Source organism: Nocardia huaxiensis (genome assembly GCF_013744875.1).
GTDB classification, from domain to species: Bacteria; Actinomycetota; Actinomycetes; order Mycobacteriales; family Mycobacteriaceae; genus Nocardia; species Nocardia huaxiensis.
The window spans coordinates 5,440,538-5,457,999 of record NZ_CP059399.1 but is presented as its reverse complement, the minus strand read 5'-3'; the positions used below and the strand labels follow the sequence as shown (position 1 = coordinate 5,457,999).

General features: G+C 67.5%; 17 protein-coding genes and 1 riboswitch. Of the genes, 5 read left to right on the top strand and 12 right to left on the bottom strand.

The genetic code is table 11. The features are described from left to right. Positions 1-3: 3 nt before the first annotated feature. On the bottom strand, positions 4-1,104 hold the full coding sequence (locus H0264_RS24595) for an SPFH domain-containing protein (RefSeq protein WP_181579736.1): 1,101 nt from the start codon (positions 1,102-1,104) through the stop codon (positions 4-6). A gap of 51 nt (positions 1,105-1,155) precedes the next feature. Then, on the bottom strand, positions 1,156-1,377 hold the full coding sequence (locus H0264_RS24590; protein WP_181579735.1) for an NfeD family protein: 222 nt from the start codon (positions 1,375-1,377) through the stop codon (positions 1,156-1,158). 212 nt (positions 1,378-1,589) lie between these two features. On the opposite strand from H0264_RS24590, the gene H0264_RS24585 reads away from it, so the two are divergent. Continuing rightward, positions 1,590-3,131, top strand: coding sequence for a DHA2 family efflux MFS transporter permease subunit (locus H0264_RS24585; protein ID WP_181579734.1), 1,542 nt, complete (start codon positions 1,590-1,592; stop codon positions 3,129-3,131). A gap of 66 nt (positions 3,132-3,197) precedes the next feature. Here the strand turns inward: H0264_RS24585 and H0264_RS24580 are convergent, their stop codons facing one another. From H0264_RS24580 to H0264_RS24565, 4 genes are all read right to left on the bottom strand, one after another. Further along, a complete protein-coding gene (locus tag H0264_RS24580; protein WP_181579733.1) occupies positions 3,198-4,508 on the bottom strand; it encodes an ABC transporter ATP-binding protein in 1,311 nt (436 codons plus the stop codon). An 8-nt stretch (positions 4,509-4,516) separates the two neighbouring features. Further along, on the bottom strand, positions 4,517-6,253 hold the full coding sequence (locus H0264_RS24575) for an ABC transporter permease (RefSeq protein WP_181579732.1): 1,737 nt from the start codon (positions 6,251-6,253) through the stop codon (positions 4,517-4,519). Continuing rightward, positions 6,250-6,957 (bottom strand): MgtC/SapB family protein, encoded by a 708-nt coding sequence (locus H0264_RS24570; protein WP_181579731.1) that lies wholly within the window; start codon positions 6,955-6,957, stop codon positions 6,250-6,252. Before H0264_RS24570 ends, H0264_RS24575 begins: the two co-directional genes overlap by 4 nt. Before the next feature lie 137 nt (positions 6,958-7,094). Continuing rightward, a riboswitch (M-box (ykoK) riboswitch) is annotated at positions 7,095-7,272 on the bottom strand. 134 nt (positions 7,273-7,406) lie between these two features. Further along, positions 7,407-8,177: a class I SAM-dependent methyltransferase gene (locus H0264_RS24565; protein WP_181579730.1), complete on the bottom strand. Its 771-nt coding sequence runs from the start codon at positions 8,175-8,177 to the stop codon at positions 7,407-7,409. A gap of 235 nt (positions 8,178-8,412) precedes the next feature. On the opposite strand from H0264_RS24565, the gene H0264_RS24560 reads away from it, so the two are divergent. Further along, positions 8,413-8,865, top strand: a complete 453-nt coding sequence (locus tag H0264_RS24560; protein ID WP_181579729.1) for a hypothetical protein — start codon at positions 8,413-8,415, stop codon at positions 8,863-8,865. Between the two features lie 83 nt (positions 8,866-8,948). On the opposite strand, the gene H0264_RS24555 is transcribed toward H0264_RS24560, so the two are convergent. From H0264_RS24555 to H0264_RS24545, 3 genes are all read right to left on the bottom strand, one after another. After that, the gene (locus H0264_RS24555) at positions 8,949-10,169 is read right to left on the bottom strand and encodes an MFS transporter (RefSeq protein WP_181579728.1); all 1,221 of its coding nucleotides are present in this window, start codon (positions 10,167-10,169) and stop codon (positions 8,949-8,951) included. Positions 10,170-10,379: 210 nt separating this feature from the next. Next, positions 10,380-11,885, bottom strand: coding sequence for a molybdopterin-dependent oxidoreductase (locus tag H0264_RS24550; RefSeq protein ID WP_244975934.1), 1,506 nt, complete (start codon positions 11,883-11,885; stop codon positions 10,380-10,382). A gap of 5 nt (positions 11,886-11,890) precedes the next feature. Further along, on the bottom strand, positions 11,891-12,526 hold the full coding sequence (locus H0264_RS24545; protein WP_181579727.1) for a fasciclin domain-containing protein: 636 nt from the start codon (positions 12,524-12,526) through the stop codon (positions 11,891-11,893). A 254-nt stretch (positions 12,527-12,780) separates the two neighbouring features. On the opposite strand from H0264_RS24545, the gene sigK reads away from it, so the two are divergent. Both sigK and H0264_RS24535 read left to right on the top strand, forming a co-directional pair. Next, on the top strand, positions 12,781-13,446 hold the full coding sequence (gene sigK / locus H0264_RS24540; protein ID WP_231085394.1) for an ECF RNA polymerase sigma factor SigK: 666 nt from the start codon (positions 12,781-12,783) through the stop codon (positions 13,444-13,446). Then, positions 13,439-14,158, top strand: coding sequence for an anti-sigma factor (locus H0264_RS24535; protein ID WP_181579725.1), 720 nt, complete (start codon positions 13,439-13,441; stop codon positions 14,156-14,158). Before sigK ends, H0264_RS24535 begins: the two co-directional genes overlap by 8 nt. An 18-nt stretch (positions 14,159-14,176) precedes the next feature. Here the strand turns inward: H0264_RS24535 and H0264_RS24530 are convergent, their stop codons facing one another. Further along, entirely contained in the window at positions 14,177-15,187 is a 1,011-nt protein-coding gene (locus H0264_RS24530; protein WP_231085395.1) for a fused (3R)-hydroxyacyl-ACP dehydratase subunits HadA/HadB, read from the bottom strand. 192 nt (positions 15,188-15,379) lie between these two features. On the opposite strand from H0264_RS24530, the gene H0264_RS24525 reads away from it, so the two are divergent. Continuing rightward, positions 15,380-16,279 (top strand): cyclopropane mycolic acid synthase family methyltransferase, encoded by a 900-nt coding sequence (locus H0264_RS24525; RefSeq protein WP_181579724.1) that lies wholly within the window; start codon positions 15,380-15,382, stop codon positions 16,277-16,279. On the opposite strand, the gene H0264_RS24520 is transcribed toward H0264_RS24525, so the two are convergent. Both H0264_RS24520 and H0264_RS24515 read right to left on the bottom strand, forming a co-directional pair. After that, on the bottom strand, positions 16,258-16,881 hold the full coding sequence (locus H0264_RS24520) for a TetR/AcrR family transcriptional regulator (RefSeq protein WP_181579723.1): 624 nt from the start codon (positions 16,879-16,881) through the stop codon (positions 16,258-16,260). The genes H0264_RS24525 and H0264_RS24520 overlap by 22 nt on opposite strands. Before the next feature lie 70 nt (positions 16,882-16,951). Continuing rightward, on the bottom strand, positions 16,952-17,458 hold the full coding sequence (locus H0264_RS24515; RefSeq protein WP_181579722.1) for a hypothetical protein: 507 nt from the start codon (positions 17,456-17,458) through the stop codon (positions 16,952-16,954). Positions 17,459-17,462: the final 4 nt, after the last annotated feature.

Below are 17,462 nucleotides of genomic sequence, written 5' to 3'. Positions count from 1 at the left end.
ACTCTAGTCCGCCTGTTGATCATTGTTGGCGGAAAGTGCCTTTTGCAACGAATTGAAGACGGTCAGCCCCTGACCGACCATCCCGTTCACCAGCTCGCTGACCCCGTCGGGGCCATTGAGCACGGTCAGATTGGCATTGGACAGCCCCGTCGCGGCCTGGCGCACGATCTCCGGAAGTTGTTCGATCAGAAGCTGATCCAGCGCGATCCGGTTGTTGGACGCCGCGGCCTCGGCCTGGATGCGGGTGCGGTCGGCTTCGGCCTCGGCCAGAATGCGCACCCGTTCCGCTTCTGCCACAGCGGGTTTCACCACTTCGGCCTGCAACTGCTGCTCGCGCAGCTCGGCCTGCTTGCGCGCCTGCTCGGCCTGGGCGGTGAGCACCTCCTGCATCGCGACGGCCTGGGCGAGCGGACCGGCCTGCGCGGCTTGGGCATTGGCCGAATCGATATCGCGCTGGTACTGCGCGCGCAGGATCGCGGTCTGACGGGTGTATTCGGCCTGTTTGCGCACCGATTCCTGTTCGGCTTCGGCGGCCAGTTGCGCGGCGGCGGCCTGGGCGATCTTGGCGTCGCGCTGCACGGCGGCATTGTGCGGGGCGGCCAGCGCGGTGATGTAGCCCAGATTGCCGTCGTCGATGGACTGGATCTGGAAGGAATCCACCCACAGCCCGATATTGCTCATCTCCACCTTGGAGGCCACCAGCACCTCGTCGGCGAGCTTCTGGCGTTCGCGGATGATCTCCTCCACCGTCATCGAACCCACGATCGACCGCAGATGCCCGGAGAAGATGCGCCCGGTCAGCACCGACATCTCGCGCTCCTGCTCGGACAGGAACCGTTGCGCCGCATTGACGATCGACACGGTGTCGTTGGCGACCTTGAACGCGATGACCGCGCGCACATCGAGCTGAATGGCCTGTTTGGTGACGCAGCGTTCCCCGATCTCGGCCTCGAACATGGCCAGCGACAGGTACCGCACCTTGCGGAAGAACGGCATCACCCAGGCCCCGCGCCCGATGACCACCCGAAACGGTGCGTCGTCCTTGACCTTGGCGCCGCTGACCAGCATCGCCTCGTCCGGATCCGGCACGTGATAACCCAACACTGCTGACTCTCCCCTCGACGGTGGGATGCGCTCTACCGTGGGCGCACCCGTCTAGGAATCGCCCGGAAGTGGTATCCACGCAACAACATCGACGAGCCGGCCCGGATGCACGCCCACCACCAGCACGGTCGCCCCGGCGGGAAGCGCGTCGTCGGATCGCGCGATGTAGTGCTCGGTTCCCCCTCGGATGGCGACTCGCACCTCTCCCAGCGTTCCCTTGCCGCGGATCGGTGAGGTGAGCGTACCGGTCGAACCCAGTACCGGGTCGGTCATCGCGGCAGTCCTTCGGTGTGGAGTGAAAGCCCAGCGTACGTGGGGAACTCGTGTGATGGCAGGGCTTGCCGCACCGGTCGGTTGCCGAGTGATTGCCCGGTGCCGCTAGTCTGAAGTGATCGATGTTCGGTCCCGCTGAATTCGCCAGTGCTGGAAGGACTCGTCATGGGTAAACACTTCTCCTGCGCCACTCGAGCTGGCAGGCTTAAACGGTGACAACTCCTCCGGATACGACGTCGGCCGGAGCCGACGACGACAAGCTGGACGCCGGCGTTCTCAAGATCGCCGGAGTCGTGGTGCTCGGCGCCATCATGTCGATCCTCGACGTGACCGTGGTGACCGTCGCGATCCCGAAGTTCCAGGAAGAATTCGACACCACCTACGCCATCGCCGCCTGGTCCATGACCGGCTACACCCTGGCGCTGGCCACCGTCATCCCGCTCACCGGCTGGGCCGCGGACCGATTCGGCACCAAACGCCTCTATATGGCCGCCCTGGTGGCCTTCGTACTCGGCTCGGTGCTGTGCTCCACGGCGAGCAGCATCGAACAGCTCATCGCCTACCGCGTCATCCAGGGCCTGGGCGGCGGCATGCTCATGCCGCTGGGCATGACGATCATGACCCACGCCGCGGGCCCGCACCGCATCGGGCGCGTCATGGCGGTGCTCGGTGTGCCGATGCTGCTGGGCCCCATCGGCGGACCCATTCTGGGCGGCTGGCTCATCGACTCCTACTCCTGGCACTGGATCTTCCTGATCAACCTGCCCATCGGCATCATCGCGCTCGCGCTGGCGTGGATCGTGTTCCCCGCCGACAAACCCGAGCCCTCGCAGTCCTTCGACTTCATCGGCATGCTGCTGGCCTCACCGGGTCTGGCCGCCTTCCTCTACGGCGTGTCCTCGATCCCCGAGGCCGGCACCGTCGTGGCCAAACGGGTGCTCATCCCCGCGATCATCGGCCTGATCCTGCTGGTGGCCTTCGTGTTCCGGGCACTGCGCACCGAACATCCGCTCATCGATCTGCGCCTGTTCAAGAACCCGTCGCTGCGCTACGCCGTGCTGACCATGACCCTGTTCGCCATGGCATTCTTCGGCTCCGGTCTGCTGCTGCCGTCGTATCTGCAGCAGGTGCGCGGGGAATCCACGCTCATGGCCGGATTGCTCATCGCCCCACAGGGTTTGGGCGCCATGCTCACCATGCCGGTGGCCGGCCGGCTGGTCGACAAGATCGGGCCCGGCAAGATCGTGCTCACCGGCATCGCCGTCATGTCGGTCGGTATGGCGTTCTTGACCCAGGTCGACGCCTCCACCTCCTACTGGCTGCTGTGCGGGGCGCTGTTCATCACCGGTCTGGGCATGGGCTGCACCATGATGCCCACCATGACCGCCGCCATCCAGACCCTCACCCACGCACAGGTCGCGCGCGGCTCCACGCTGATGAACATCGTCAACCAGACCGCCGGATCCATCGGCACCGCAACGATTTCGGTGGTCCTGACCAACCTGCTCAACAACCGGCCACTGGCCAACCCTGCCATCGCCTCGCACTACAACCCGGCCATCGGGCAGCAGATGGAAGCCGAGATGCCCGGCTCGGTGCAAACCGGCCTGGATCAGGCCGCCCAGGCGTTCGCGCACACCTTCTGGGTGGCGCTGGCCCTGCTGATCGCCACGCTCATCCCGGCGTTCTTCCTGCCGCGCACCCGCCCGGCCGATCCGGAGAAGGCCGAGGCCGCTGCCATCGTCGCACACTAGCGGCATCGAAACCCCGTGTCCGGGATGCCTTCTCACCGAGGCGACCCGGACACGGTGGTTTCCGGGTCAGTATTCGAGCAGTGACGGGTCGGCGGTGATGCGCCCGGAATCGGTGTCGTAGTCGAACAATTCGCCGTAGCGACCCCAGTCGATGGCCAGCTCGAGCTGGCGGCGCGCATCCTCGGCGGAGAAGCCGCGCCGCAGCAGATCCAGCACGAAATCGGCGCGCACACTGCCGTCGGAGGAGCCGATGAGCGCACTGCAGATGGTGCGCACCAGCGGCGCGCGGCGGCGCGCCTGGGTGGCGAAGACATTCTTGCTGGTCTGGATGTCGGCGGTGGTGAAACGGGAGCCCACATTGGTCATGATCACATCACCGGAATCGGCCAGCAGGAACCCCAGCAGCGCCGCGGCGTCCACCAGCGGCATCAGATCGTCGAGTTCGAAGTTCAGGTCGTCGGCCACTTCCGGCAGATCGGCGCGGCCACTGTTGTCATAGACCAGCTCGAGCAGACCCGCGATGCCGCCGACCGAGGCGTCGGGCAGCGGAGTCGTGAACGGAGTGCCCGAATCCGGTTCCACCGCAACGGCTTCGGAATCGCGCCCGGTGAGCAGGCCGTAGATCTGATCGACCAGCGCGGTGAAGGCGGGCGCGCGGCGATTGCGCGGACGCGGCAACTGCACCGGCACCTCGGCGATGATATGGCCCGGGTTCGCGCCCAGCACCACCACTCGATCGGCCAGCTGCACCGCCTCCTCGATATTGTGGGTCACGATGCACACACAGCGGGTCGGGAAATCCGCTGTCGCCCACAGGTTCACCAGTTCAGTGCGCAGGTTCTCCGCGGTCAGCACATCCAGCGCCGAGAACGGTTCATCCATCAGCAGCAGATCCGGTTCCAGCACCAGGGCGCGCGCGAAACCCACCCGCTGACGCATACCGCCGGACAGCTCCTTGGGATAGGCGGTCTCGAAACCGTCCAGGCCGATGCGGTCGATCGCCTCCAGCGCGCGCCGCCGCCGCGGTTCGGGAGCGACCCCGCGCGCGGCCAAACCGAGCTCCACATTGTCCTGCACGGTCAGCCACGGCATCAGCGCGAAGGACTGGAACACCAGGGCCGCACCGGGATTGGCGCCGGTCAACGGCTGCCCGCGATAGCGGATGCGGCCCGACGTGGGAGCCAGCAGCCCGGCGATGGTGCGCAGCAGCGTGGACTTGCCCGAACCCGAACGGCCCAGCAGCGCCACGATCTCGCCGTCGCACAATTGCAGGTTCACGTGATCGAGCACCTGCAGCGGTTCGCCGCCCGCGCCGGTGAACGACATGCCGACATCCTCGATGTCGATGAGAACCTCGCCGGTGGTCGCGGTGGTCATGTCTCCTCCTAGAGCGAGTAGCGGCGCTGGGCCAGCGTGTAGAGGCGACGCCAGAACAGGCGGTTGAAGCCGACGACGTAGGCGCTCATCACGAGCACGCCAACCAGAATGCGCGGGGAATCACCGTCGGCGGTGGCCTCGGTGATGTAGGCGCCCAAGCCTGACGCGGTCAGGGTGGTGTCGCCGAACTGCACGATCTCGGCCACGATCGAGGCATTCCACGCCCCGCCCGCCGCGGTCAGCGCACCGGTTACATAGCTGGGGAAGATGGCGGGCAGAATCAGCTTGCGCCACCACAGGTTTCGCGGCAGCCGCAGGCTCGCCGAGGCTTCGCGCAGATCATTGGGCACCGCCGAGGCGCCGGCGATCACATTGAACAGGATGTACCACTGCGCGCCCAGCGCCATCAGCAGCACGCTGGCCCACTGCAGGCTCGCGCCCGTGGCCACCAGCACGGCGGTCACCAGCGGGAACAGGAAGTTGGCGGGGAAGCTGGCCAGCACCTGCACGATCGGCTGCGCGATCCGGGATACCGTGGGGTTCAAGCCGATCCACACCCCGATCGGCACCCAGATCAGCGTCGCGAAGATCAGCAGCACGATCACGCGCATGAGCGTGATCACGCCCAGGAACGCCGCGTGCGCGAACTCCGCGAGCCCGACGGTGTCGGCGACATAGCGCAGCATGGCCGCCACGCCCACCAGCAGGACCGCCGTCACCACCGTCGTGAACACGACATCGCCTGCGCGCCTGCGATATTCGGGCACGTACAGCCGATGCTCGGCCAGCCCGAACACCCGCATCGCCCGATCCATCGGATACACCAGCGGCCCGAGTACCCGCGCGAGGATCCCCGGAATGTGGGAGCGGCGCAGCAGATTCAGCACCAGCGATCTGGGCGCCTCGGCCGATTCGGAATCCTCGACGCGGAAACGCTCCGCCCACACCGTGAGCGGCCGCCAGAACAGCACATTCAACCCGACCACCACGATCACCATGGTCGCGATCGCCAACAGCACCTTGCCGGTGTCGGATTCGTCGGCGGCGCTGGCCACATACGAGCCGATGCCGGGCAGCGCGTACTCGTGATCGGCCACGCTGATGGCCTCCGAGGCGGTCAGGAAGAACCAGCCGCCGCCGAAACTCATCATCGCGTTCCACACCAGCGGGAACATCCCCGACGGCACATCCACCCGCCAGAACCGTTGCCAGCGCGACAATCTCAGATTCCGGGCCGCCTCGTCCAGCTCGCGCGGCTGTGAGACCAGGCTGTGGTGGAAGGCGAAGGCCATGTTCCAGGCTTGCGAGGTGAAGATCGCGAAGATCGACGCGCACTCCAGGCCCAGCGACGAACCCGGAAACAAGGCGATGAACCCGGCGACGGTCACCGACAGGAAACCCAGGACCGGCACCGACTGCAGAATGTCCAACGCCGGCAGCATGATCTTCTCCGCGCGCGGCAGCCGCGCCGCCGCGGTCGCGAACACGAACGTGAACAGAATCGACAGCCCGAGCGCCAGGAACATCCGCAGCAGCGACCGCGCCGCGTAATAGGGCAGTTCGGCCGGATCGGTGGAGATGCTCGACGGGGCCGCCGACTGATCGAAGGGCACATTCATGCCCGCCGACACCCGCACCACGATCCAGATCAGCACCGCCGCACCGAGGAACACCGCCACATCGGCCCAGCGCGAGCGCGGCCGATCCAGCGCGCCCCGCGACGGATACCCGCGCAGCGCGATCATGTGTCGGCCTCGGTGGGGGAGATGGTGCGCCAGCCGACGCTGGTCACCGACGGTTCCAGGCTCAACCGGCTCACCGCCGACTCCATCTGCCGATCATCGCGGCGATCCCCGGTCAGCTCGGCGCGCACCTGCACCTTGTTGTCGTTGGTGTCGTGACTGGCCACCGAGACGAGTCGAAAGTCGGTGCGGCTCAAGGCTTGTACCAGCAGCGCCCGCACATGCGCCTCGTGCGCGTCGTCGGTGGTCGCGGTGAACGCATACAGTGCCTCCTGCTCACCGCCGGCGATCTCCGGGCGATCCACCGCCCGCGCCGCCGTCCGCAGCGCCGTATTGACCACCACCACGACCACGGTCCCCGCCGCCGCCGTAGTGAACATCCCAGCACCGGACAGCGAACCCACAGCAGCCGAACACCACAGGGTCGCGGCCGTATTCAGCCCGCGAATATTGAACCCGTCGCGCAGGATCACACCCGCACCCAGAAACCCGATACCGGACACGATCTGCGCGGCCACCCGCGTCGGATCCGCGTCGGTGCCGCTGAATCCGTGCGCCGACAGCAGCACGAACAGCGTGGCTCCCGCGGCGACGAGCGCGTTCGTGCGCAGTCCGGCCATGCGGGCCCGGTACTGGCGCTCGAATCCGATCACCGCGCCCAGCCCCACACCGGCACCGAGTCGCAGCAGCATTTCCAAGGTCGTCATGACGCCCTCTCAGTAGAGGTCGGCGCACTGCAACCGCACGCTACCGGCAGCTCGGCTCGAGACAGCGAATAACGGGAGTGTCACCTGGTGAACGATTGGCTAACGGATGTCCGTCCGGCCCATCAGGCATGACAACCACCTCCCATCTTTCGTAAGACCTTCAGCACTCCACGGCGTGAACCCTCCGCGCACGCGGTGGGAGCCGGTCGGGATGTCCCCTTAACTCGGGAAGATCTGTCCTGATCAGTGGCGTCTCTCGACGTTTACGATCGCCGGCCTGTATCCGTGAAGGAGCCTCAGCTAACGACGGCACCTCGCGTCAGCGAGTTAACACCCGCCCGCCACCCCCTGGCAAACCAATGTGACCCACGCGACGCCGCGCGCACGGGCCGCGACGGCCGGAGCTGTTCGAATGCAGTCGGTGAGCGTCTCGGTCACCGCACCGTCGATCATCTCGGCATGGTTCGGTCTGCCTGGAGGACGAAAAACAGGAAACCCAAGAAGCTTTCGCCGATGACCTCACCGAAGACCTCCGGAAACCGATCGCGCGCCGCGGGCACAGGTGGCGGCTCACTGATGACATTGATGCGGAATCCCGCCGTGGTGAAAGCGTCGGTCATCGCGTGCAGCGGCCGGTCCCAGAAGGTCAGCCGGGCGGATTGCCCGCCCATGATCCACTCCTCGGTCCGCTCCCGGGTGCGGAAGTAGTCGGTTTTGTGCCCAGCTGAGCGTTCGCTGATCCAGATGGCGAAGGGATGCTCGACCGAGACGATCAGCCGCCCGCCGGGCGCGAGGACGCGTCGCAGCTCGGTCAGTGCCGGCCCCCAGTCCCGCAGATAGTGCAGTACCAGGGAGGCGATGACATCGTCGAAAGCGTTGTCGGGAAACGCCAGCGGGTTCGCGAGGTCGGCGATTCGCAGGTCCGCGTCGGAGCCCAGTCGGCGTCGAGCCAGCTCCAGCATCCCGGCACTCGCGTCGATGCCGGTCACCGTGGCGCCCCGGTCACGCAATTCGGCGAACAGCGCACCGGAGCCGCACCCGGCGTCGAGAATCCGCCGACCGCTCACGTCCCCGGCGAGCTCCAGCATCGCGGGGCGCTCGTAGTAGGCGTTGAGCAGACTGGTCTCGTTCTCCGCGGTGTAGGCCTCGGCGATGCTGTCATAGCTGTACGGCTGGACGGGGCCGGTCGGAAGCGCGGTATCTTCCGGAACTCTGGTCATACGTCCCATACTGGCATGCCCGCCCGCCTACGCGTTGTAATGCCTTGTCGGACAACGGCTCTGACTACTCGGCAACGTCGCTTGGGCAAGGTTCCGGTGGGCAGGTCATGGGGTCGTCGCTGCATCACGGGCGGCAGCCCGAATACCCGCGGGGCCGCGCGGTGACCCCAGAATATGATCTTGTCTGATCGCTGTCCCTGCTCCACGCCTCCGTGTTTCGGGAAGGGAGTCTGTGATGTCGCTTCGATGGTCCTACGGAGTGGTCCCGGCCGCCGCCGTGGCCCTTGCCGTGGGGTGGGCGGCGCCGGCCTACGCACACGAGCTGGCTCCGGGAGTGAGCTGCGAGAATTTCAACTGCAACAACTCCACCGACGACATGTACCGGGTGCAGTCGACGGTGACGTGCACGTCGGTGTTCACCTACCTGCCATACGCGACGGTCCCGGTCGCGACCTGGGTACCGGCCCACGGGTCAGCCGCCATCGTGGCATCGTGCCCGTACGAGAACGATCCCGGCCATATGGGCAACGGCCACTTGGGAACCAACCACAACGGCCAATCCGAATGGGTGCCCGGACAATGGGAACAAGGCCCCTCGAAACCGGGAATCGCCAGCTCGGTGACATATGAGTCCGCCGTGGTCGACAACAACCCGCCCCCACCGCCCAGCGGCTCCGGAGGCCGCTGAACCTCGGCCGGCACCAGGTCGATTCGGCGTCGGGCGGGGCCGAGGCCGCCCGTGCTCCCACCCCACGCACGACACCCGCCCGGTCAGTGCGAGTCTGGTCGGTGGCGGGCGCGTTGGTGTGGCACGGCGGGTGGGACCTGTGCGGTGCGGGTGAGAAGCCAGGTGCCGACGATCGCGGTGGTCGCGGCCATGGCCGCGAGGAGAACTGGATAGTCGATGACCGCGACCAGGGCCGCTCCGAGTCCGAGAAACAGTGCTTGCGGCACGGACCGGCTGACTTGGACCGCGGTGTCGACGCGGCCCAGCAGCGGGTTCGGGGTGACGCGTTGGATGTAGGTGCTGGAGGCGATGGTGGTCCAGACGATCCCCGCGCCGGCGAACACCATCGCGGTGAGCGTGACGATTTCGTGAGGAACGATCAGGCTCGCGTTGGCCGTGGCGAACGCGAGGAGCCCGACGGCGAGCAGACGGCCCTCGCCGAGGCGTTCGATCAGGCGAGGGGCCGGCAAGGCCGCCAGGACCGCGGCGGCTGCTTGCAGGCTGACGAGCACTCCGAGGAAAGCAGGCGGCTGACCGATGGCGGCGACAACAGCGTAGATGACAGATTCGAGCATGCCCCCCACCGAGACCGCGACGGTCATGGCGAAGATCTGTTGCCGCAGTGGGACAGTCACCCGAATATAGGAGACGCCCGCGGTGAGGGCGGACCGCAGGCCGCCGGGCTCGTATCCGGCCGGAGCCTCGTGAACAGTGATCATCATCAGCGCGATCGCCGCGAGGACGAAGCTGGCGGAGTCGACCAGCACCACGATTCGTGGACCGGTCACAGTGAACAAGGCGGCTCCCAGCAGCGGTGCGAGAATGCGGACTCCGTTCTGGACGATCGACATCACGCTGTTGGCCTGCGCCAGCAACTGTGTGCCGAACAATGCCGGCAGGATCGCCATCTGCGCCGCACCGAGGACGATGGCTCCGCAGCCGAGACCGAACATCACCGCGTAGATCAGCCACACGTGAGCGCGATCGTCGACCGATAACAGTGGTAAGACGGCCACCGCCAGGATCAGATTGACCGCGATCAGCAGCGACCGTCGCGGGACCCGGTCGATCAGCAGCCCCGCCGCGGGTGCGGCGATCGCAGGCAGTGCCAAAAACAAAAACGTCAAGCCCGCCGCAGAGTTGCTGTCGGTCAGCGTTTTGACCCAGATACCGGCCCCCAAGAACAGCATCGAATCACCGAACAGGGTCAGCAATTGAGCCCCGAAGTAGACGCCCGCCCGCCGCTCGGCCATCAACTGCTTCACTCGGCCTCCTCAAGCTCCCCACACAACCCGCTACGCACCCAGGACCGACCGCCCGAACATCACCCTGCCACTGTTCCGCGCGGCACATTACCGCAGGTAATCCACAGCCACGCAGCGCCGCGAGATGCCCGGAATTCGGCAAATAGTTCGTTTCGCACACACGTCGAGGTGTCTGGGAGGTCGGAAAGCGCCGGCACCGCCGACTGCGTGTCATTCGACGGTGACCACGCGCTGGTGCCGGCCGGTGGCGCCGTCGGGGAATGGTGGGGTGCGGTGGTCGGTTTGGCGGTGGCCGGTGCGGTCGGTGGCGCGGACGCGCAGGGTGTGGGTGCCCGGGGTGGCCGGCCAGCGGTAGGTCCACAGGCGCCAGGTGTCGGGGGAGTATTCGGTGGCGAGAGTGGCTTGCTGCCACGGGGTGTCGTCGATCTGGATTTCTACGGTGTCGATGCCGCGATGTGGGGCCCAGGCCACTCCGGCGATGGTGACCGGGCCGGCGGGCAGGGTGGCGAAGGGGGCGGGGGTGTCTATGCGGGAGGCTGTTTTGACGGGGGCGTGAGCGGACCAGCCGCGGTCGGTCCAGTAGGCGCGGGTGCGGTCGAAGCGGGTGATTTCCAGGTCGACAACCCATTTGGTGGCCGAGACGTAGCCGTAGAGGCCGGGGACGAGGAGGCGGGCGGGGTAGCCGTGGGCGATCGGCAACGGTGTGCCGTTCATGCCGATGGCCAGCAGGGCGTCGCGGCCGTCGAGGACGGCGGATAGTGGTGTGCCGGCGGTGAATCCGTCGATGCTGCGGGACAGCAGCATGTCGGCGTCGGGGTGCGGGCCGGCTTGCGCGAGCAGGTCCGGTAGCCGATAGCCGAGCCAGCGGGCGGTTCCGGCCAGCGGGCCGCCGACCTCGTTGGAGACGCAGGCCAGGGTGAGGATCCGTTCCACGGTGGGGTAGGAGTCGAGGCGGTCGAAGTCGAATTCCACTGTGCGATCGACCATTCCGTGGATGCGGAGCCGCCAGTCGGCGCGCGTCAGGGCCGGGAGCTGCAAGGCGGTGTCGACACGGTAGAAATCGTCCTCGGAAGTCAGAAAGGGGGTGAGGCTTTCGACCGCGGGTTGTGCCTGTGGCGGGATCGGGGCGGCCGGGCTCTGCGGTCGTGGCAGGACGAACCGCGCCCGATCGGCGGCCACATCGCGCAGGCGCGCGCCCAGCCACTGCCCGGTCCCGGCCGCAGCGGCGGCGGCGAAGACAGTGACACTCCCGGCCACGATCAGGAATCGTCGCCGCGACAGTTGCGATGCTGGGTCGTTCGTGCGCGGCGCGGGGATCAGCAGCCGCAGGGTGAGGAGCCCGGCGACGATGCCCGCACTGATGGGAACAGCGAAAAGTGCTGTGGCGGTGGGGCGTTGCAGTGCGGCGAGGGTGGTCACCGCCCCGAGCGCGATCAGCAGTGCGCTGCCCAGGTGGCGGCGGCGTTCGAGCAGGCCAGTGGCCGCACCGCCGAGCAGCATGACGACTGCCATCGAAACGAACAGCGCCGCTTTGTCATTGCTGCCGAAGCGGCGAATGGCGGCGTCTTTCAACGCGTGGGGCGTGTGGTCGACCATGGTCGCGCCGAGGACGTAGAACGGCGATGCCGCCGGGTCGATGAATGCCGCGATGAGGTGCCCGACGGCGAGCACCGTGGCGGCCGCGAGTACGCCCGCGGCCGCGGCGGAGGCCCTCACCGTGGTCAGGCGGGCGGCATGAGCACGGTGTCGATCATGTAGACCGTCGCGTTGGCGGTCTTGACACCACCGCAGACGACCGAGGCGTCACCGACCTTGATGGTGTCGCCGTCGCGGGTCACGGTCACGTCCGCGCCTTCGACGGTCTTGTGCGTGCCCGCGATCTTGCCGGGTGCGATCTGCCCGGTGACCACGTGGTAGGTGAGGATCTTGGTCAGGGCGTCGCTGTCGGTCTTGAGTCCCTCGACGGTCGCGGCCGGGATCTTCGCGAACGCCGAGTCCACGGGCGCGAACACCGTGAACTGTCCGCCATTGAGCGTGTCCACCAGGTTGACCTGCGGGTTCAACTGCCCTGACACCGCCGCCACCAGGGTGGTCAGCATCGGATTGTGCGAGGCGGCCACTGCCACCGGGTCCTGCGCCATGCCGCTGACCGACCCGGCCCCGGTGGGCACCTGCCGCGCGTAGTCCGCGCATCCGGGCCCGACCAGATCCGCCGCGGCGGCGCTGCCGCCGGTGGTGCTCGCGCTGCCCGACGTGGTCGAGTCGGAGGCGGTCTGGCTGTTCGAACAGGCGCTCATCGCCACGACCGTGGCGGTCAGGGCGAGCACGATCGTGAGCGAACGCTGCGGGGACTTCATTGCTGCGGGATCTCCTTCGCATGGTTCGCGGCCCGATTGCGGGCCGCGCGGCTGTGCTGGACGGGATTGCCTGTCACAGGATTTCGCGCAGCCCCCGGCCTCGGTTTGGTCGATCGGGAAAGTTTTTCCGGGAAGCTCGGCAGTTGCCGACATTGCCGAACTTGCGTCCGGATTCGGGTGCGGGCGGCTACTCTGCCGTGCAGCCTCACCGAGTCAGTCACCCGTCGAGCCAATCCCATTTACGGAGTCGCATCTTGGTTGACGAGCACCGTTTCCAGGTGGTCGGCGCAGGCGAGCCCGTCGAGTGCGTCGTCGACGAGCCCGCGGCCTGTCCGGCTGCCCGTCCCGCCCCGGACGCCGCCGCGGTCCGGCGGCTCGAGGATCAGCTGGCCGGTATCGCGGCCGGTGACCGGGAGGCGTTCACGCGCTTCTACCGGGAAACCCAGCGCCGCACCTTCGGACTCGCCCTGCGCGTGGTGCGTCAGAGCGCCGCGGCCGAGGATGTCACGCAGGAGGTGTATCTGCAGGTGTGGCATATGGCCGGCCGTTACGACCGGCGCATGGCCAGCCCGATGGGGTGGCTGATGATGCTCACCCACCGTCGCGCCGTGGACCGGGTGCGCGCCGAATCCTCCTCGACCGCACGGGATCTGGCCTACGGTCAACGGAATCTGGGCCGCGATCACGATATTGTCGCCGAGATCGCCGGCCAGCACGCCGAGGAGCGCGCGGTCACCGACTGTCTCGGCACGTTGACCGCGCTGCAACGTGAAACCGTCGCGCTCACCTACTATGGCGGGCGCACCTACAGCGAGGTCGCCGACCAGTTGGGCGTGCCGCTGTCCACGGTCAAAACCCGGATACGTGATGGGCTGCAACGGCTTCGGAACTGTTTGACAGGATCGGTGACTGATGCCTGACATGCCGGAGCAGGTCGACCTGCGCGATCTGGCCTACCCCTACGCCCTCGACGCGCTGCCCGAGACGCAGCGCTACGCGGTGGAGGCGTGGCTCGACACCGCCGACGACACCGCGGCGGCCGCGTTCCGGGCCACCGTGCGCGAGGTCCGCGAAACCCTGGCGGACATGACGGTCGTCGACGCGGTCGACGCGCCACCCGAACTCGAAGCGTCGATTCTGAAGGCACTGGACCGGAAGACCACCCCCGCGCCGCCGCGGGCATGGATGCGGCCGATGTATCTGCTCACCGCGGCCGCCGCGCTCATCGCGGTGATAGTGCTGGGCGCCATGGTGATTCGCACACCCGCCGATCACCCAGGCGCGGATGCCGTTACCGCGCAGCAGATCCTCGCCGAGCCCGGCGCGCGCGCGACGACGACCGCCGTCACCGGTGGCGGCACCGTCACCGTCACCGTCGCAAGGGATTCGGCGAACGCGGTCGTCACCTTCGACGCGGTCCCGCAGCCCCCGGCAGCCCGCGAGTATCAGCTGTGGCTGGTGCCCGGCGCCGGCGCACCGCGTTCGGCGGGCGTGCTGGCCGCCTTGCCCGGCCGGAATTCGCCGCTGCTGGTGCCGATCGACGGCGCACGCGCGCTGGCCCTGTCGATCGAGCCGGTCGGCGGTTCGGCGCAACCGACCACCGACCCGATCGTGGCCGTGCCGCTGCAATGAGTTGCGCGGCACGGTGTTTCAGCTCAGCGCGACCGTGGCGGTGGCCCGCCCGAAGATCCGCCGCCCGCCCTGCGTCGCGGTGAGCGAGACGGTGGCCACGCCGCTGTTGCGGTGCAGCGCAATGATTTTGCCGCCGAACTCGACGGTGGCCGGCGAGTCGGCGGTGACGAACACCGGGCTGGTCATGCGAACGGAGTACTGCCGCAGCGCGCGGGGATCCCGCACCCACGAGGTGAGGTATCCCGCACCCAGGCTCATGGTCAGCATGCCGTGCGCCACCACCCCGGGGCCGAGGCCGACGAGTTCGGCGACCGGCCGATGCCAGTGGATCGGATTCGGATCACCCGACACCCCCGCGTACTGCACCAGATCGCCGTGGGTGAGCCGGTAGCGCCGGGCGGGCAGCACATCACCCACCGACACTCGGTCGCGCGCAACACCGCGCACCCGAATCGAGTGCGCCGCGATCGAATTCGCGCCGACCGTCGCGATCTCGTCGACCTCCGGCGGCGGCGCGGTCAGCACATCATGGCGCAGAATGGTCGCGTTCAGTTCCGTGAGGCGGCGGCCGAGTTCGGTTTCCCCGGTGCGGGCGACGAGGGTCGTGTGCCCGGCCAGCACGATCTCCCCACGCTGATCGGTGACCCGATTGCTGACCACCATGAGATCTCCGCCGAACGCCTCGCGATGCGAATGCAGCGAGATGTTGCTGGTGAGCCGATCGCCCACCACGATCGGCCGGTAATAGTCGAGGACCTGATTGGTGTGGACGGCCGTGGTCAGATCGCACCCGGTCAGTTTGTCCGCCAAGGCGGTTTGTGCCGTCCCGCCCAGCAGGGCCGCGAAGGTCGGCGGCGCGATCAATCCGGTGCACCCGTAGTCGGCGGCCGCCCGCTCGTCGGTGTGGGCCGGATGCTCGTTCTGCACGGCGCGTGCGAATTCGCGCACCTTCTCCCGTCCGACCTCGTACGAGTCGCGCAGTCGATACGTGCGTCCGACCATCGAGCACATGGTTGCGGCGGCGGTCACCAGGCAGTCTCCTCTGTGAGAACGAGTCGGGGATACCAACTAGTCGTCTCGCTCGCCGGGAAGGTTTGGTCTCCCACCCCCTCCGGCCGCACGTGACATACGTCACAGCCGTGGTGACCAGTCCGCCGCGCACCCCGGGCCGACCAACTCAGGACCACACACCCAAGTCCCGATGCCCGCCGGAGGTTTTCGATGCCCCGCCACGCCCCCTTCTACGCCGAGGTCCAATCCCACTACGACCTGTCCGACGACTTCTTCGCCCTGTTCCTCGACCCCACCCGCACCTACAGCTGCGCCTACTGGCAGCGCCCCGAATTCACCCTGGAACAGGCGCAGCAAGCGAAAATCGATCTGGCCCTGGGTAAATGCAACCTCGAACCCGGAATGACATTGCTGGACATCGGTTGCGGCTGGGGCTCGACGCTGCTGCGCGCCGCCGCCCACTACGACGTGGACGTGATCGGCCTGACCCTGAGCCGCAACCAGTACGACTACGTCCACCACCGGATCGAGCAGGGCGAATTCCCCGGCCGCCGAGTCGAAGTCCGCTTGCAGGGCTGGGAGGAGTTCGACGGCCACGCCGACCGTATCGTCAGTATCGGCGCCTTCGAACACTTCCGCCAGGAGCGCTACGAGGATTTCTTCGACTTCGCCTACACCACCTTGCCCGCCGACGGCATCATGCTGCTGCACACCATCGTCGCCTACGGCCTGAACTATCTGCGCGCCAACGACATCGCGCTCACCCGCGAGGATTTCGCGTTCTTCCGTTTCCTGCGCGACACCATCTTCCCGGGCGGGCAGCTACCGTTGCCCGTCGGCCGCAACCCGCGTGGCGTGCGTGAATACGCCGAAGCGGGCGGCTTCACCGTCACCCGCATCCAGCCGCTGCAACTGCACTATGCGAAAACCCTGGACGCCTGGGCGAGTGCGCTGCGCGAGAACCGCGCCGAGGCCATCGCCCTGGCCGGGCACTCCACCTACGACACCTACCTGCGCTACCTCACCGGCTGCGCCGACCACTTCCGCATCGGCCACTTCGATGTCATGCAGTTCACCTGCGTCAAAGATCAGCGGTACATGCCCCGATAGGCCGTGATGGTCTCGACCAGATGATCGACGATCTGATCGCGGGTGGCGCGCAGGGTGCCGTTGAGCCAGGCCGAGAACATGCCCGCATTGCCCGAGGCCATGGTGACCGCGGCGACGCGGCGGCGCACCGGATCCTCGATGTGGGAGAACAGATGGTCCTGGATCAGCCGGGTGAAGGCGGGCATCACCGCGATGGTGGTCTGGCCCAGCCCGGTGGAGGAATAGGGTTCGACCAGGAACAGCCGCGACTTGCGCGGGTCTTCGAGCACCTTGTCGACCAGGACCTCCGAGAGCGCGCGGTCGCGGGAGCGGTCGTCGCCGACGCCGAAGGCGGTCATGGGTTCGAGGAATTCGTCGGCGATCTGCCGGTAGAGCACATCCAGGAGTTCGTCTCGGCTGGCGAAGGATTCGTAGAAGTAGCGGTCGGTGAGGTTGGCCTTGCGGCACACCGCGCGCATGGTGACCGCGCCCGCCCCGGATTCGCCGATCAGGTCCAGCGCGGCCTCGAGCAGCGCGGCGCGGCGCGCCTCACGGCGTTCGGTGAGGGTGGTGCCGCCCCAGATGCGGGGCTCGGCGTCGGAGGGGGGCTGGCCTGTCTGCACCGGGACAAGGGTAGTGCCCGGCGCCGGCGGCGTGCGCACACCGGCACCGGAAACGAGACAGGGGCCGGTTTCAGAGCACTACGCAGGCGCTGCCGAGGTTGATGCCGGTGCCGACGGTGATCGAGCCGGATCCGGCGCCGCCGCCGTAGTAGGAGTCGGCCCAGATGCGATGCACGCCGCTGTTGTGCGGAGTCCAGGTGGAGGTGGCGCGGCCGTCGGAGCCGATCTGCACCTGCTGCGGATTGAAGGTGCCGAAGCCGCCGATGTCGTAGAGCCAGGCGTAGTCGCCGGACCAGCCCTGCACCGTGACGGTGTAGGAGCAGCCCGACCCGTATTGCGAGGTGCCGAGTCCGACCGAGAGGCCGGGGGAGACGTCGACCCGCCACACGAAGGCCGAGGCATTGGGTGCGGCGAGCACCAGGGCCGCGGCGAGTGCGGCCAAGGCGGTGGTGATGGTGGCGAATGCCGATTTCCGGGACCGGATCACGATGATCATCCCCTCGAGGATTGCCGGTTGATGGAATGCGCCGAAAGCGAGCGCGTACCACCGAGTGTCGGCGTTCAGGGGTGCCGACACGCGC